Raw genomic sequence first — 15,610 nt, forward strand, 5'->3', positions numbered from 1 at the left:
CCGGGTCCCACCGCAGTGGCCCAATCCGTCACCCGAGCGGCGCACCCCCGCCCGTCCGCCCCGGGCCGCCGCGCGCCTCCGGTGTTACGACCGGAGGAAGGCGTCCCGGGCCGTCCGGGGCCGTCAGCGGACGGAGCGTGCGGACATGTCCCAGCACCAGCCCCTGGCCCTTTCCGTCGATTTCGGCGCGGGCTTCTCCGAGGCCTGGAACGCGGTGGCCAGGTTCATACCCAAGCTCATCGGCTTCCTCGCCGTACTGATCATCGGCTGGTTCATCGCCAAACTGATCGCCCGGGTGGTGGACAAGCTGCTGCGCAAGGTGGGCTCGGAGAAGCTCGCCGAACGCAGCGGCACGGCCCATGCCCTGCGCAACTCCTCCTATGACGCCACCGGCATCCTCACCAAGATCATCTATTACGGGCTGCTGCTGATCGTGCTTCAGCTGGCGTTCGGGGTCTTCGGCCCCAACCCCATCAGCGTGATGATCAACGCCGTGGTCGCCTGGCTGCCGAAGGCCATCGTGGCGCTGGTGATCGTGGTAGTGGCGATGGCCATCGCCCGTGCGGTGCGCGACATCATCAACGACGCTCTCAGCGGCACCTCGTACGGCAAGGTCCTCGCCACCGTCGCCTGGGCGTTCATCGTGGCGCTCGGCGCGATCGCAGCACTGGGCCAGGCGGGGATCGCCACCGCGATCACGGGCCCGCTGCTGCTCGCCGTACTCGGTACGGTCGCGGGCATTCTGATCGTCGGTGTCGGCGGCGGGCTCATCGGGCCGATGCGCTCGCGCTGGGAGAACTGGCTCTCGCGGGCCGAGGCGGAGTCCTCCGGGGCGGCCAACAGCATCAGCGCCTATCAGCAGGGACGGGCGGACGCGGCGTCCGGGCAGCCCGCGCCGGGGGCGCGTACGACCCCGGGCACTACAGGCCGGCAGGGTTCCGGCGGACCGGGCCGCCGGGACGACGAGGGCCCGTTCGACCCGATGTAGACGGTGGAGGCGATGCGGACGAAGGCCCGGTCCGGCCCGGCGCCCCGGGGTTCGCCGGGCGGTACGCGCCGCGGCTCACCGGGACAGCAGATCGTGCTCGCGCACCAGCCAGCAGACCGCGGTGAGCCGCAGCGACGCAAAGTCGTGTCCGACCGGCTCGGTCCACTCCGTCTCCGCGAGCCAGTCCGTGAACCCGAGGACGTAGTCGGCGAGGTCTTCCCTCCGTACGGCCTCGGAGACGGCCCATCCGGTACGGGTACGGCTCCCGGAGCTGGTGCCCCGGCCGCTCCGCTGCCGGGGCACCAGCGCGTCCCGCACGCTCGCGGCATGCTGATCGACGGCGGCGACGAGCCCCGGATCGAAGGCGAACTCCGCCAGCCGGGGCAGATAGGACGCCACGACGCCCACCAGCGGGCAGTCGGCGGCCGGTCCCGGGCCGGACGAGGAGGGGGGATGGTCCATCGTCCCACCGTAAGCGCCGGACAAGAACGTACAGACGTGACATTCATCGCAGCGCGGACGACAGGCTGCCGACCCCCGGGCGCCCGGTCAGCGGAGGAGCCGCATCCGCACCCCGGCCCCGCCGTCGCAGGCCCCTCCACCGCAGGGCCCCTCCCCTGCCGTCACCGCCTTGTTCGCGCTTTGCCGCCCCGCAGCCCGGTGGCCGCCAGCAGCGCTCCCAGTACCGCCATGACCAGCGGTACGACCAGCCCCGCGCGGAACGCCTCGATCCGGGCGTCTCCTCCGGCCAGGCCGTAGACGGCGGTGACCGCGGAGATACCGACCGCTCCGCCGAACTGCATCGCGGTCTGGAGCAGTCCCCCGGCCAGCCCCTGTTCCCCGGCGGCGACACCGTCGGTGGCGGCGATGGTGAGCGGTCCGTACCCGAGGCTGAAGGAGATCCCGGTGAGCAGGAACGAGGGCAGCATGGCGGCGTACGCCCAGTCCTCGGTGACCGGAAGGAACAGGGCATAGGCGCCGATCGCGGCCAGGAAGCCCCCGAAGATCACCCGGCCGGTGCCGTACCGGTTCACCAGCCGCGGGGTGATCGTCGGGGCGATGAACACCTCGATGCACATGGCCAGCAGCGCGAGTGAGGTCTTCAGGGACGACCAGCCCCGCAGTTCCTGGAAGTAGAGGGTGGCCATGAACTGGAAGCCGAAGAACGCCCCGAAGAACAGGAGCATTCCTGCGTCGGCCCGGACGACCGGAACATTGCGCAGGATGCCGAGCCGGATCAGCGGTACGGCGGCCCGGCGTTCGATCCTGACGAACAGCGCCACCAGAAGGGCCCCGGCGCCCACGGCGGCGAGGGTGAGCCCCCAGTCCGCCGGGCCGTGTTCGAGGCGGACGACCCCGTAGACGAGCAGCAGCATCGCCGCGGCCGCGGCGACGGCACCGGGGACGTCGAATCCGGCCGTACGCGGCGGTGCGGTGTCCGCGGGCAGCAGCCCGACCGCGGCGGCCAGCATCAGTGCGGCGAGGGCGACGGGCGCGAAGAAGACCCAGCGCCAGCCCACTTCGGTGAGCAGCCCGCCGATGACCAGGCCGAGCGCGAACCCGGCCCCCGAGGTCGACGCGTAGATCATCAGCGCCTTGTTGCGCTGCGGGCCCTCCTCGTAGGAGGTGGTGATGACCGACAGGGAGGCGGGGGTGAGGAACGCGGCAGCGACGCCGGTGACGAAGCGGGACACGATCAGCATCCAGCCTTCGGTGCCGAGGCCGCCGAGCCCGGAGAAGGCGATGAAGACGGCGAGCCAGAGCAGGAACATCCGGCGCCGGCCCAGCAGGTCGGCGGCGCGTCCGCCGAGGAGGGTGAAGCCCGCGTACCCGAGGACGTAACCGCTGACCACCCAGGCGGCCGTGCCGGTGGACAGCCCGAGGTCGGCCCGGATCACGGGGACGGCGACGGCGAGCATCGCGACGTCGATGCCCTCCAGGAAGACCGTGCCGCAGAGGACGAACAGCAGCGCCCTGGCGCGTCCGGACATGGCCGGGGGCCGGGCCGCCGAGGCGGAGAGAGAGGAGGGAGAGGACGAGGGTGAGGGAGAAGGCGAGGGAGAGGCTGCGGCAAGGGGGACGGGATCGGCGGGATCGACGCGTGGGGACGAGGGCATGGGCTGGCTCCGGAAGGGGCGGCTGGGGTGCATCGGGGCATGCCGAAGAGACGGCGGTGCCGCCGGGGCGAGAACGGAGAGACAGGAACCGAGAGGCAGGAACAGAGGAAGACGGTTACCGACACGAGGGTCGGTTCCCTCTTGTAACCACACCGATCTTCCGGCACCATGGCGGCCTGCGGAAGGAGGCACTTTGACGTCACCTGGTTACTTGGGAGTGACCGAGTTCGACGACGACGGCGATCCGGATCCCTTCCAGTGGGACACCCGTGGGGACTGCGAGGTCCGGCAGATCCTGGACCGGGTCGCCGACAAGTGGTCGCTGCTGGTCATCGCGCTGCTCGACAGCCGGGTCGTGCGCTTCAGCGAGCTGCGCCGCGAGATCGACGGGATCAGCCAGCGGATGCTGACGGTGACCCTGCGCCAGTTGGAGCGGGACGGGCTGGTGAGCCGTACGGTCCATCCGGTCGTACCGCCGCGCGTCGAGTACGCCCTCACGGCACTCGGGTGCACGCTGCACACCACGATCCGGTCGCTGGTGACCTGGACCGAGGAGCATCAGAACGAGATCGCGGCGGCCCGTGAGGCGTACGACTCCCGTGAGGCGCAGCCGGTGGAGCCGCCCCGGACGGCACGGGCCCCACAGGCACCGCACGGAACCCGGAGAGACTGACCGTGCGGTCTTCAGCAGGCGATCACGCGCCGGGCGGTACGGGAAGCGACCGCGACCGGAAGAGCGATACGGCCGGAGGCAAACACGGCGCGAGGAGCAACACGACCGGAAGCAACCGCAGCCCGGGAAGCGACACGACCGGAAACGACCGCAGGCAGGGAAACGACAGGGCCGGAGGCAACCGCGGCCCGAGGGCCGCGCTGCGTGCCCTGCGGCATCCGGCGACGGCCCCGCTGGCGCTGCTCGCCGCCGGGGCCGCGGGCGCCGTCTATCTGTACGGAACCAACCCTCACGAGCCCGGACAGTGGCTCCCCCGCTGTCCGTTCCGGCTGGCGACCGAGCTGCTCTGCCCCGCCTGCGGCGGCACGCGCATGGTGTACGACCTGATGCACGGTGATATCACCGCCGCCTGGGCGGACAACCGGCTGCTGCTCCTCGTCGCGCCGTTCGCGCTCGCACTGTTGGGCAAGTGGGCGTTCGAGGGGCTGCGCGGACGCCGCTGGCGGCTCCGGCTGAGCGGCCGGGCGCAGGTCCTGGTCCTGTCGACCGCCGTGGCATGGACCGTGGTCCGTAACACCGTCTGATCCGGCGGGCGCCGCCGTTCACGGTTGCGAGGGTCGCGAAGGCGATACGACGCACTCCGCACATCCACGGTTGATCACAGAACGGGCACGATTGTTCGACCCGACCTGCGTCCGCACTTACGTCTCCTTTAACCTGCCCTGACAAGGGGGGCATTTCGCATGGGTTCTTTGCGGCGCTTTCCGCCCCCCTGGACCGGAATGCTTCATTCCGGATTTCGTTCTTCCGCTCATCCAGGAGATTCCTCATGACCGTCCCCACCCCGGACGCCCCGCACGGCTACGACCAGCACGGCCGCCCCTACTCCGACAAGTCGAAGATCGTCGCGGGTGTCCTCCAGATCCTGCTCGGCGGCTTCGGTGTCGGCCGCTTCTACGTCGGCAACGTCGGCATGGGCGTCGCCCAGCTCCTGACCTGCGGTGGCCTGGGTGTCTGGGCGCTGATCGACGGCATCCTCTTCCTCACCAGCAACGACCGCACCGACAAGGACGGCCGCATCCTCCGCGGCTGATCCGGCTCCGGAGCCGCCGCCGATGCGGCCACCGCTCCAAGACGCCGCTGCCCCGGCCCCGTAACGCCTGCGTGCGTGCGTGCGGCCGGGAAGCGGGCGCACCAGGACCGGCGTTCTCCCCGACGCCGTTCCCTGCCCGTTCGACCGCCTTCCGCCCCATCGGCGCCTCCCGGCGCATCGAAGTCTTCCGCCCCATCGGTGCCTTCCGGCGCATCGGTGCCTCCCGTGGTATCGCGTTCTGCCCCGGCACCTTCCGCCTGCCGGCCGGAACCGCTCCCGGTCGTCGCGGTACGGCAGCCCTCGGTGGGATTGCGCCGCCGTCCGTCATCCGGACGACCCGTACGGCCCGGACGACCCCTACGGCGAGGCGAAGAGCATCCGGACGACCACAGCCCCTCCCCGAGGGGAACGAGTCCTCCGTGGTCCGGCCCCGCCCACCCGCCCCCCGTACCGAGGGCGGAAGAGAGCAGACAAGACCGGACGAGGTCGTTCACAGATGAGAGTTCCCTAGAGGAAATCGACCGCTCTGGGATCATCGATGTTCTGTATACGAACACGACTGACCGGTTTCCGCCCTTGACGGTCCGTCGGGCTCTCCCGGACTCTGAGCACCGCGCACCACCCGCTCCAACGCCCCGGAATCCGCCACTCCGGTGCGGCTCGTTCGTTCCGTCCTGTCCCCGTACGGAAGCTCCGGAGCCCCCACATGAGAATTGCCGTACCCAGCCTGCCCGGCAGACCCGGACGTACCCTCGCCGGGGCCGCGATAGCCCTGGCCGGACTGCTCGCCGCCGCCTCCCCGGCGGCCACGGCACCGGCCACCGCAGCCCCCACCGTCCCCACGGCAACGACAACGACCACGGCGGCGGCCGCCCTCGCCCCGCCCGATATCCCCCTCGCCAATGTGAAGGGCCACCTCACCCAGTTCCAGTCGATCGCCGCGGCGAACGGCGGCAACCGCGCCCACGGCCGCCCCGGCTACCGCGCCTCCCTGGACTATGTGAAGGGCAAGCTGGACGCGGCCGGGTACACCACCACCATCCAGCAGTTCACCTCGGGCGGCGCCACCGGCTACAACCTGATAGCCGACTGGCCCGGCGGAGACACCAACCAGGTCCTCATGGCGGGGGCGCATCTGGACTCCGTGACCACGGGCGCCGGGATCAACGACAACGGCTCCGGCTCCGCCGCCGTACTCGAAACGGCCCTCGCGGTCTCCCGGGCCGGCCTCCAGCCCACCAAGCACCTGCGGTTCGGCTGGTGGGGCGCGGAGGAGGTCGGACTGGTCGGCTCCCGCTACTACGTCAACAGCCTTCCGGCCGCCGACCGCTCCAGGATCTCGTCCTATCTCAACTTCGACATGATCGGGTCCCCGAACCCCGGTTACTTCGTCTACGACGACGACGTCGAGTTGGAGAAGGTTTTCAAGGACTTCTTCGGCGGGCTCGGCGTCGCCACCGAAATCGAGACCGAGGGCGACGGCCGCTCCGACCACGCCTCCTTCAAGAACGTCGGCATCCGCGTCGGCGGGCTGTTCACCGGAGCGGGCCGGATCAAGACCGCCGCCCAGGTCCAGAAGTGGGGCGGCACCGCGGGCCAGGCCTTCGACCGCTGCTACCACTCCTCCTGCGACACCACGGCGAACATCAACGACACCGCCCTGGACCGCAACAGCGACGCCGTCGCCCATGCGGTCTGGACCCTGGGCACCGGGGTGGTCGTCCCGCCCGGCGACGTCTACGAGAACACCGCCGACGTCTCCGTCCCGGACAACGGCGCGGCCGTCACCTCCACGGTCACCGTCTCCGGCCGGACCGGCAACGCCCCGCCCGCGCTCTCCGTCGGCGTGGACATCCGGCACACCTACCGCGGTGACCTGGTGATCGACCTGCTGGCCCCCGATGGGACGGCGTACCGGCTGAAGAACTCCAGCAGTGGCGACTCTGCCGACAACGTCATCGCGACGTACACCGTCAACGCCTCGGCCGAGGCCGCCAACGGTGACTGGAAGCTGCGCGTCCAGGATGTCGGCCCGCAGGACACCGGCTATATCAACAGTTGGAAGCTGACTTTCTGACCAGGGCCCCGGCCGCGGCCCGGTAGGCGCCGCTCCGGAACCCGCCACCCCCCACAGGTCGCATGCGTGTGCCGACTCGGCGCGCGCATGCGGCCATGTCCGGCCCCGGGCCTTCCGGCAAGGGCTGAAACACCAGCCCGATCAGGGGCAGGGTCCGGGTCGGTCCGGTCCGGGTCCAGGTCCAGGTCCGAGTCCGGATGCAGGTCCGAGTCCGGGGCCGGGGCAGGGGCAGGTACAGGTACAGCCCCGGACCGGCACCCCTGGGCTGTCAGGCGCTGATGTCCTTCGTGGTGAACCGCGCCCACGCCGCCGATCCGAACACCGCGGCGTACAGCGCCTGGAGCCCGAGGTTCTTCTGGATCTCGGACCAGTGGACCGGATCCCGCAGCAGATCCGAGAACGACAGCCAGTAGTTCGGGAACAGATACGGGTGGATGGCGTCCAACTGCGTGATCAGAGCGAGGATCTGTACGGTGATCACCAGGCCGACGGTCGTGGCCATGGCCGCGATCCCGCTGCCGGTCAGGGTGGAGACGAAGATGCCGAGCGCGGCGACCCCTGCCAGCGACAGCGCCACGACCAGGGCCACCGCTCCGGCCCTCACCAGCCCCTCCCCGAACGAGATCCGGGTCCCCGAGATCGTGGTGACGTCCCCGAGCGGGAACAGCACCGCCCCGACCACCAGCGCGGAGACCGCCACCACCAGGGTTGCCAGCAGGCAGAACACCACGGCCGTCGCGAACTTGGCGAGCAGCAGCCGGGTCCGCCCGGCGGGGGCGACCAGCAGATAGCGCAGGGTGCCGGCGGCGGACTCCCCCGCGACGGCATCGCCCGCGACGACCCCGACCGCCATCGGAAGGAACATCGGCAGGGTCGCGGCCAGTGCGGCGAAGACGAGGAACAGGCCGTTGTTGGTGATCTGGGAGACGAAGGCGGGCCCCGCCTCGCCGCCCCCGCCACCGCCGGCGCCCCCTCCGTCGCCGCCGGTTTCGATCCGTACAGAGATACCGATGAGCACCGGTACGGCAGCGAGCACACCGAGCAGGGCGATCGTGCGCCAGCGGCGCAGGGTGACCAGCAGCTCCGAGCGGAACAGACCGAGCGTCCACAGCACGCCCACAACCGCACCGACCGTATCGACGGTATCGACGGTATCGACCGCACCAGACACCCCGGCAGCCCCAACCCCGGACGGGCTCGCGGCACCGTCCACCCCGGCCGCCTTCCCCCCATCTGTCTTCCCCGCGTCCGCCTTCCCCGCGTCCGCCGCCCCGGTCTCCACCGGTTCCACGGCTTCTCCGCCGATCTCAGCCCGCGACATCGAATCCCTCCCCCGTCAGCGCCACGAACGCGTCCTCCAGCGACGCCCGCTCCACCCCGAACCCGCGCACCCGCACCCCTGCCGCGACCAGCGCCGCGGTCAGTTCCGCGAGTTCGGCGCCGGGGCCCGGCGGATCTCCGCCGACCCGGCCGCCGCCGGGATCGACGGCGACCCCGGTGATCCCGCGCTCCTTGAGCACCCGGGCGGCCTCTTCGGTGTCGGGCGTCAGCACGGCGAGCCGCCCCCTGGCCCGCGCCGCCAGTTCCCCCACGGAGCCCTGGGTCAGCAGTCTGCCGCGGGCCATCACCGCGGCGTGGGTGCAGACCTGTTCGATCTCGTCGAGGAGATGGGAGGAGAGGAAGACGGTCGTACCGTCGGCGGCCAGCTCCCGGACCAGGGCCCGGATCTCCCGCATGCCCTGGGGGTCGAGTCCGTTGGTCGGCTCGTCGAGGACGAGCAGCCGCCGGGGCCGCAGCAGGGCCGCGGCCAGCCCGAGGCGCTGTTTCATCCCGAGGGAGTACGCCTTGGCCTTCTTCTCTGCGGCCGGTGCCAGGCCCACCCGGTCCAGCGCTTCCGCGACCCGGGCGCGCCGGGTGCGGGGGTCGGCGGTGGGGTCCGCGGCGTCGAACCGCAGCAGATTCTCCCGGCCGCTGAGGAAGCCGTAGAGCGCGGGGCCCTCGATCAACGCGCCGACCTGCGGCAGGACTGTACGGACCGCCGCCGGCATCGGCGCGCCGAGCACCGTGGCCCGGCCCGCGGTCGGTTCGATCAGGCCCATCAGCATCCGGATGGTGGTGGTCTTGCCCGAGCCGTTCGGGCCGAGGAAGCCGAAGACACTGCCGGCGGGCACGGCCAGGTCCAGCCGGTCGACGGCGAGCTGCCCGCCCCGATAGCGCTTGGTGAGCCCCTGTGTCTCGATGACCGCTGTCATTCCGCTCCCCCCGTTGTCCCCTCCGCCGCAGGCCACCGTCCCACGTAGTCTCCGCCGTCGCCCCGGTTCGCTCCCCGGGTCCCGCCGCGTCCGGCGGGGCGGCCCGTCCCGCCCACCGTACGCCCGGACACCGGGTGGTACGGGTCGGAGCGCGCTGCGGCCCCGGCGCGGTTCCGCACCGGGGCCGGACGACCCACCCGTCCCTCCTGAAGCCGTCCGTTCGCTACCGGTCGGCGTTCGCGGCCTTCACCAGCGCGTCCTTGGTGACGGCACCCACGTACACAGTGCCGTCGTCCGTCAGCAGCGCATTCACCAGGCGGGTCTTGAAGACCGTGCCCGAGCCGAACTTCCCGCTCACCGAGTCCCCGAGGGAGCCGAGGAACTTGTCGGCCTCCGGCGGCAGCGCGCCGATCCCGGGCGCGTTCTTGTCCGCACCGCCCGGGGTGCCGATCTTCGCGATGGCGGTCCAGCCCTCGCCGATCACCTGCGTGTCACCGGGGCCACCGGAACCACCGAGGTCACCCAGCCCGCCGAAGCCACCGGGACCGCCGAAGCCGTGGCCCTCCTTCTCCGCGGCCCCGCCCGCCTTCTCGGCCTCCTTCCGCAGCTCCTCCGCGTCCTTCACCTTCGCGCCCTTGGGCGGGTCGAAGTCGAAGGTCGAGGCGGCGGGGGCGGAGAAGTCGACCTTGGTGAAGCCGATGTCGAGCGCGGCCTTGCCCCCGGCAGCCGGGACAACGCTGAACTTCAGCGGCGTCCCCGTCTTCGAGTCGACCGCGATCCTGACCGAGCCGATCGTCGAACCGCTCTGCTTCGGCTCGACGACGAGCTGGTACGCCGAGCGCCCGGCCACCTTGGCCGTGCCGTCGACCGTGACGGACGTGGTCCCCTCGGCGGCCTTCAGCACCTCCTCGGCGAGCACCCTCGGCGTCGGCAGCTCCTTCGGCGCGGCAGCACGCTTCTCCGTGCCGCTCTCCGCCTTCCCGGCACCGCTCCCGGCGCCCTTGTGGTGGAAGACCTCGTTCGAGGCGCTGTCGTAGCCCCAGACCTCGTCGCCGTTGCGGATCAGGCTGTACTCGGAGGTCTTCTCGACGATCGACACCTTCTGGCGCTCGGGGCCGTCGATCGCCACCCGCAGGAGGTGCGAACCGGTCGCGAGCTGCGCCAGCTTGGCGTCCGGAGCCGCCGACGAGCCCTCGCCGCCGTCCCTGCCACCGGGACCCCCGCCCGGGCCGCCGCTTCCGCCTCTTCCGCCGCCCGAGAGGAAGGAGCCCGCGGCCTCGGCAATACCGGGGAGCCCCAGATTCGTGCTGATCTTCACGGAGCCCGACAACTGCTGGGTGTCGGAGGCCGCGATCTTCTCGATCAGCTCCTGGGCGCTGATCTCCGGCAGGTCCGGGTCGCCGGAAGCGGCGAGGGCCGGGACCAGCCCTATGGTCGCCGCCGCGACTCCGGCGACCGCCACCGGAAGGGCGTAACGCGCCGCGCGGCGGCGGCGGGTGCCGGGCTCCCCGGTCTCCGGGCCGTTCTGTGCGCTGTCGTCGTTCGGGGCCATGGTGTGGCGTACCTCCGTGGTCACGTGCTCACGTGTCGAGCAGTGGTTCCATCTGACCAAAACACCGGCGCAGGGGCGTCAATCCGCGGGATCAATTGGGAGTACTGCTGAGGGATGACGGTGTCCGTCCCGGCCTCCCCCGTCGAGTGGTCCTTCCCCGAGGTTTCCCTCAGACCCGGCCTTGTCCGGCGGTTGTCCCGGCGGTTATCCGGCGGACCCGGGGGCGCAGGAACTCCAGTGCCAGCCCGGCCCGCCGGGCCCGCCATTCGTCCGAGGCCCGGACCGGCTCGGCCGCGTACCGCCGCTGCCGTACGTCCGCCACCACGGCGGCCGGGGCACCCAGCCGGGCCAGCACTCCGAGCGCCTCCGCCTTGGTGATCAGCCGGCCGTCCCTGAGGGTCACGACGGCCCGCGCGAGGGTCAGCATCCCGAAGTCGACCCAGACATCGGCGTGGAACAGCTTCTCGTCGTCGAGGTGCGGCAGCCAGTAGTCCTTGAAGTCGCGCACGATGTACTCGCGGAGCTGCCGCTCCGGCACCTCCGGGAGGAGTTCGCCCACCGGCCGCCCGGCCAGTACCAGCCCGAAGCGGTGGAGTTCGCTCCGGGTCACCGGGGTGACCGGCCGCCGGAACAGCTCCCGGTGGGCCCAGGTCGGATGGGAGCGCCGGGGATCGCCCAGCTCGGCGGCCGGGACATAGCTGCAGTGCAGCCTCTCGGCGAGCGGCCCCGCGGTCTCCAGGCCCCGGTGGAACGCGGTGAGCTTCCGCTCCTCCCGCCGGGTGCACGGCCGTTCGACGACCGCGATCAGGTCGAGGTCGGAGCGGCCGGGGCGGTAGTCCGTGCCGGCCGCGACCGAACCGTGGGCCCAGACCGCGACCGGCTGCACCACGGACCGCAGTTCCTCGGTGAAGCGGGCGAGCAGTCGGTCGGTGGCCGGGTCCGCCGTGGGGGAGGTCCTCGTGGAGGTCATGGATTCAGTCTGACCGCCCGGACGGCGGAACGGCAGACCACCATTTCCCGGGCCGCGCCTGCCCCCGGGCCGCCTCCGGCGGATCGTGCCGGGCCCCTGTCGTACAGGCCGCCCGGCCCCGGGGCTCACGGCTCCGTCGTACAAGCCGCCCGGCCCCGGGGCTCACGCCCCTGTCATACGGATCGCCCGGCCCCGGCACTCACGGGCCACTGCCGTACGGGGCGCGCCCGCCCGGCCTGCGGCCCCCGCGCGTCAGCCCGCGCGGTGCACCACCGCGTCGCACAGCTCTTCCAGCGCGGCCTTCGCATAGCACTCCGGCAGCGGCGCCAGCATGGCGCGCGCCTCTTCGGCGTACCGGACGGTGTCCCTCCGGGCGCGTTCCAGCGCCGGGTGCGCCCGCAGCCCCGCAAGGACTTCCGCGTGCCGGGCGTCGTCCGTCAGATCGCCGTCGAGGAGCGCGATCAGTTCGAGGTCCTCCGGCCGTCCCTCGGCCGCCGCCCGGGCCCTCAGATGGAGCACCGGCAGCGTGGGGATGCCCTCGCGCAGATCCGTACCCGGCGTCTTGCCGGACTCGTGGGAGTCGCTGGCGATGTCGAGGACGTCGTCGGCGAGCTGGAAGGCGACGCCGAGCCGCTCCCCGTACTGCGTGAGGATGTCCGTGACGCCCTCGTCCGCGCCGGACGTCATCGCGCCGAACCGGCCGGAGACCGCGATCAGGGATCCCGTCTTCCCGCCGATGACGTCGAGGTAGTGCTCCACCGGATCACGGCCGTCGCGCGGACCGGCGGTCTCCAGGATCTGGCCGGTGACCAGCCGCTCGAACGCCTCGGCCTGGATCCGGACGGCCTCGGGGCCGAGATCGGCGAGGATATGGGAGGCCCGCGCGAAGAGGAAGTCACCGGTCAGTACGGCGACGGAGTTGCCCCAGCGGGCATTGGCGCTGGGCACCCCGCGCCGGACGTCCGCCTCGTCCATCACATCGTCGTGGTAGAGCGTCGCCAGATGGGTCAGCTCGACGACCACGGCGGAGGGTACGACTCCGGGTGCGTGCGGGTCGCCGAACTGGGCCGCCAGCATCACGAGCAGCGGCCGGAAACGCTTGCCCCCGGCCCGCACCAGGTGCTGTGCCGCCTCCGTGATGAAGGGCACCTCACTCTTGGTGGCTTCGAGCAGACCCGCTTCCACGGACGACAGTCCGTTCTGGACATCGGCCTCAAGAGCCTGGTCCCGCACGCTCAGCCCGAACGGCCCGACGACGGTCACGAGGGGTCTCCTGTCTGCTGATAATCACACGGATTGTCGATGTGTCTCCGGATTCACTCAAGTCAGCGTATCCGGTCGTGTTTGGATCACCGTGGGCGCCTTCCCGCCGCCGCCGGTATGTTCGTGATCAGTAGATACGACCAGAGGTGAGCCCTTTCGGCGGTATCGGCGACGGCAGCCGTGAACGTACCGGTGAACGGCTCCGGGCCGGTCCCGGAGGCGCCGCCGGAACGGGTCGCGCCGCCCCGCCCCGAGGCCCGTCCCACGGCCCCGGACCGCCGCCGGGCACGCCGTACCAGCGCCCCGAGGCCCCGCCATGAGCCGGTACTCCGAACCGTACGACCACACCCCGCACAACAACCCCCCGCGTACCAGCGCCGCACGCACCCGCTCCACGTACGCCCCCGGACCGTACACCCCCGAACCGGCCGGCCGTACCGCGCCCGGCGCCGGTCCGGGTCCGTACGACATCCGCCGCGACGACCTCCGTATCACCCTCCGCGACGGCACCGGCCTCCACGCCCGTGTCTGGCGCCCGCTGAGCGGCGGACCCGCCCCCGTCCTCCTCGAATACGCGCCCGAACGGCTCACCGATGCGACCGCGGCCCGTGACGCCCGACGCCACCCCTTCTACGCGGCCCACGGCTATGCCTCGGTACGCGTCGACGCCCGCGGCCACGGTTCGGGCGAGGGCCTGCCGACAGGACCCTGGGGCGGTTCCGGGCACTCACTCGCCCGAGCCGCGGCGGCCGATGCCGCGGATGCCGCGGAGATCGTCGAGCAGCTGGCCGGCCTGCCCTGGAGCGACGGCCGGATCGGTATGTTCGGTCTCGGCCCCGGTGCCGGGATCGCCCTGCGGACGGCCGCACTCGCACCCGGCCCGCTCCGGGCGGTCGTCGCGGTCGACGCGAGTCTCGACCCGTACCACGAGGACGGCGCCCTGACCGGCGGCGCGGTTGCGGCCGATGCCCTGACCGCCCGCTCCACGGCTCTGCTGGCCGCGCTCTGCGCACCTCCCGATCCGCTGTACGCGGGCGACCACTGGCGCGAGCGGTGGGCGGCCCGGACGGCCGCGGTGGAGCCGCCGCTGTACGGCGCTCTGGCGCACCAGCTCCGCGACGACCACTGGAACACCTGGTCACCGCCCGCGGCGGGCCCCGGCCCGGGTCCCGGTGCCGGGCCGGCGCCCGGTGCGGTACGGGCCGCGGTACTGGCCGTGAGCGGCTGGTACTCCCCCTTCCGCGACACCGTGCTCCGGCTGCTGGAGACCCTGCCCGCCGACCGGGTGCGCGGTCTGATCGGGCCCTGGGCCCACCACTATCCGGACGAGCCGGGTCCGGGCCCGGCGATCGGCTTCCTCCACGAGACGCTGCGCTGGTGGGAGCGGTATCTGCGGGATACGGGCCCAAGCCCGGGCAGCGGGTACGACACCGGGCCCGCGCTTCTCGTCCGGCCGATCGGCCCCGGTGCGGCGGAAGACGGGCCCTCCGGCGGCTGGTTCGCGGTACCCGGCCCGCTCTCCGCGGCCGTCCGGATCGTGCCGTACGCCCTCCGGGGCGCACCCGTGCCCGTCGTCTCCCCCCAGCACACCGGTGCCGACGCGGGCCGACCCCTCTCGGAGACCGGCCGGAGGGCGGATCTGCCGCCCGATCAGCGCGAGGAGGACGCGCGCTCCGTGTGCTTCGAATTCCCCGTCCCGGGTGACGGCGTCACCGTCCTGGGCCGCCCGCGGGTGACGCTGCGGCTGCGGATGGACGTGCCGAACGGGCAGGTCGCCGTACGGCTGTGCGATCTCGCGCCCGACGGTTCGGCCGCGCTGATCACCCGGGGCGTACTGAACCTGGCGGCCCGCCACGGGCCCGAACGGGCCCGCGCCTGGACCCCGGGCGGCACCGAGGAGGTGTCGTTCGCGCTCGCCGCGGCCGGGTACGCGCTGCCGTCCGGGCACCGGCTGCGGCTCGCGGTGTCCTCCGCCTACTGGCCCTGGGTCTGGCCCGCGCCCGGTTCGGACGCGGGGTTCGTCCTCCTTCCGGAGGGTTCCCGGCTCGACCTTCCCCTGTACGGGGGCACCCCGGAAGCGGCGGCCCCGCCCCCGGGCCCGGCGGAACACGTCGAACCCCTCGGCGTGATCTCGCCCGCCCCGCTCACCGCCCCTGCCGAACGCCGTCCTGAACGGACCCTGACCAGGGACTTCGGTACGGATGAACGACGGCTCGAATCCGATCCCCGCCCCTGGGGCGCGGAGGGCGCGAGCCGCGTGTACCCGGACGGTCTGGAGGTCTTCGAGGACGCCCGGGAGATCCGGTCGGTCCGGTCGGACGATCCGCTGTCCGCCCGCGCCGAGACGGCCCGGACGCTCCGCTTCCACCGGCCGGAACAGGGCTGGGACATCACCGTTGAGGCCCGTTCGGTCCTCTCCTGCGACGCCGCGGACTTCGTCGCCGAGGACGAGGTGATCTGCCGGGAACACCGCGGCGGCGGGCCGTCGCGCGGGGAGGTCGTTTTCCACCGCACCTGGGTGAAACGTTTCCCCCGAATGACGGGGTGAATAGGCCCTGCCGGTCCCGTGCGTCCCCCACGTAACGTGTGACCCGCAATCGCGAATCCGCGAACGCCGAGAGCAGC

The 15,610-nt window shown here is 72.2% G+C and carries 13 protein-coding genes; 6 read left to right on the forward strand and 7 right to left on the reverse strand.

Annotation, left to right across the window (positions count from 1 at the left end; all coding sequences use genetic code 11):
* The first annotated feature begins 145 nt into the window (after positions 1-145).
* On the forward strand, positions 146-988 hold the full coding sequence (locus ACIQ9E_RS17875; RefSeq protein ID WP_403707831.1) for a hypothetical protein: 843 nt from the start codon (positions 146-148) through the stop codon (positions 986-988).
* A gap of 75 nt (positions 989-1,063) precedes the next feature.
* Here the strand turns inward: ACIQ9E_RS17875 and ACIQ9E_RS17880 are convergent, their stop codons facing one another.
* Both ACIQ9E_RS17880 and ACIQ9E_RS17885 read right to left on the reverse strand, forming a co-directional pair.
* Positions 1,064-1,450 (reverse strand): DUF6401 family natural product biosynthesis protein, encoded by a 387-nt coding sequence (locus ACIQ9E_RS17880; protein ID WP_403707833.1) that lies wholly within the window; start codon positions 1,448-1,450, stop codon positions 1,064-1,066.
* Positions 1,451-1,611: 161 nt separating this feature from the next.
* The gene (locus tag ACIQ9E_RS17885; RefSeq protein WP_403707835.1) at positions 1,612-2,979 is read right to left on the reverse strand and encodes an MFS transporter; all 1,368 of its coding nucleotides are present in this window, start codon (positions 2,977-2,979) and stop codon (positions 1,612-1,614) included.
* Positions 2,980-3,298: 319 nt separating this feature from the next.
* Here ACIQ9E_RS17885 and ACIQ9E_RS17890 point away from each other — a divergent pair, with 319 nt between their 5' ends.
* From ACIQ9E_RS17890 to ACIQ9E_RS17905, 4 genes are all read left to right on the forward strand, one after another.
* Positions 3,299-3,778, forward strand: a complete 480-nt coding sequence (locus ACIQ9E_RS17890) for a winged helix-turn-helix transcriptional regulator (protein WP_403707837.1) — start codon at positions 3,299-3,301, stop codon at positions 3,776-3,778.
* Between the two features lie 200 nt (positions 3,779-3,978).
* The gene (locus tag ACIQ9E_RS17895; protein ID WP_403708159.1) at positions 3,979-4,362 is read left to right on the forward strand and encodes a DUF2752 domain-containing protein; all 384 of its coding nucleotides are present in this window, start codon (positions 3,979-3,981) and stop codon (positions 4,360-4,362) included.
* 245 nt (positions 4,363-4,607) lie between these two features.
* Complete coding sequence (locus tag ACIQ9E_RS17900) at positions 4,608-4,871, forward strand: TM2 domain-containing protein (RefSeq protein WP_403707839.1); 264 nt, start codon at positions 4,608-4,610, stop codon at positions 4,869-4,871.
* Positions 4,872-5,577: 706 nt separating this feature from the next.
* Positions 5,578-6,948 carry a M28 family metallopeptidase gene (locus ACIQ9E_RS17905; RefSeq protein ID WP_403707841.1) on the forward strand — a complete coding sequence of 457 codons (1,371 nt, stop codon included), beginning with the start codon at positions 5,578-5,580 and terminating at the stop codon, positions 6,946-6,948.
* 268 nt (positions 6,949-7,216) lie between these two features.
* Here the strand turns inward: ACIQ9E_RS17905 and ACIQ9E_RS17910 are convergent, their stop codons facing one another.
* The 5 genes from ACIQ9E_RS17910 to ACIQ9E_RS17930 form a co-directional block, all read right to left on the reverse strand.
* Positions 7,217-8,269: an ABC transporter permease gene (locus ACIQ9E_RS17910; protein ID WP_403707843.1), complete on the reverse strand. Its 1,053-nt coding sequence runs from the start codon at positions 8,267-8,269 to the stop codon at positions 7,217-7,219.
* The gene (locus ACIQ9E_RS17915) at positions 8,256-9,200 is read right to left on the reverse strand and encodes an ABC transporter ATP-binding protein (RefSeq protein WP_403707845.1); all 945 of its coding nucleotides are present in this window, start codon (positions 9,198-9,200) and stop codon (positions 8,256-8,258) included. Before ACIQ9E_RS17915 ends, ACIQ9E_RS17910 begins: the two co-directional genes overlap by 14 nt.
* Positions 9,201-9,423: 223 nt before the next feature.
* Entirely contained in the window at positions 9,424-10,752 is a 1,329-nt protein-coding gene (locus ACIQ9E_RS17920; RefSeq protein WP_403708162.1) for an outer membrane lipoprotein carrier protein LolA, read from the reverse strand.
* A gap of 169 nt (positions 10,753-10,921) precedes the next feature.
* Positions 10,922-11,722 carry a nucleotidyltransferase gene (locus ACIQ9E_RS17925; protein ID WP_403707847.1) on the reverse strand — a complete coding sequence of 267 codons (801 nt, stop codon included), beginning with the start codon at positions 11,720-11,722 and terminating at the stop codon, positions 10,922-10,924.
* Between the two features lie 252 nt (positions 11,723-11,974).
* Positions 11,975-12,985: a polyprenyl synthetase family protein gene (locus ACIQ9E_RS17930; RefSeq protein WP_403707849.1), complete on the reverse strand. Its 1,011-nt coding sequence runs from the start codon at positions 12,983-12,985 to the stop codon at positions 11,975-11,977.
* Between the two features lie 316 nt (positions 12,986-13,301).
* On the opposite strand from ACIQ9E_RS17930, the gene ACIQ9E_RS17935 reads away from it, so the two are divergent.
* Positions 13,302-15,533: a CocE/NonD family hydrolase gene (locus ACIQ9E_RS17935; protein ID WP_403707851.1), complete on the forward strand. Its 2,232-nt coding sequence runs from the start codon at positions 13,302-13,304 to the stop codon at positions 15,531-15,533.
* Positions 15,534-15,610 lie beyond the last annotated feature (77 nt).

Origin of the sequence: Streptomyces sp. NPDC094448 (assembly GCF_044763775.1) — a bacterium.
Lineage (GTDB): Bacteria > Actinomycetota > Actinomycetes > Streptomycetales > Streptomycetaceae > Streptomyces.

What these genes read in the sequence shown, in the direction of transcription:
- ACIQ9E_RS17910 (WP_403707843.1), bottom strand. Translation starts at nt 8,269, where the DNA reads ATGTCGCGGGCTGAGATCGGCGGAGAAGCCGTGGAACCGGTGGAGACC.
- ACIQ9E_RS17905 (WP_403707841.1), top strand. Translation starts at nt 5,578, where the DNA reads ATGAGAATTGCCGTACCCAGCCTGCCCGGCAGACCCGGACGTACCCTC.
- ACIQ9E_RS17880 (WP_403707833.1), bottom strand. Translation starts at nt 1,450, where the DNA reads ATGGACCATCCCCCCTCCTCGTCCGGCCCGGGACCGGCCGCCGACTGC.
- ACIQ9E_RS17935 (WP_403707851.1), top strand. Translation starts at nt 13,302, where the DNA reads ATGAGCCGGTACTCCGAACCGTACGACCACACCCCGCACAACAACCCC.
- ACIQ9E_RS17875 (WP_403707831.1), top strand. Translation starts at nt 146, where the DNA reads ATGTCCCAGCACCAGCCCCTGGCCCTTTCCGTCGATTTCGGCGCGGGC.
- ACIQ9E_RS17920 (WP_403708162.1), bottom strand. Translation starts at nt 10,752, where the DNA reads ATGGCCCCGAACGACGACAGCGCACAGAACGGCCCGGAGACCGGGGAG.
- ACIQ9E_RS17925 (WP_403707847.1), bottom strand. Translation starts at nt 11,722, where the DNA reads ATGACCTCCACGAGGACCTCCCCCACGGCGGACCCGGCCACCGACCGA.
- ACIQ9E_RS17885 (WP_403707835.1), bottom strand. Translation starts at nt 2,979, where the DNA reads ATGTCCGGACGCGCCAGGGCGCTGCTGTTCGTCCTCTGCGGCACGGTC.
- ACIQ9E_RS17915 (WP_403707845.1), bottom strand. Translation starts at nt 9,200, where the DNA reads ATGACAGCGGTCATCGAGACACAGGGGCTCACCAAGCGCTATCGGGGC.
- ACIQ9E_RS17900 (WP_403707839.1), top strand. Translation starts at nt 4,608, where the DNA reads ATGACCGTCCCCACCCCGGACGCCCCGCACGGCTACGACCAGCACGGC.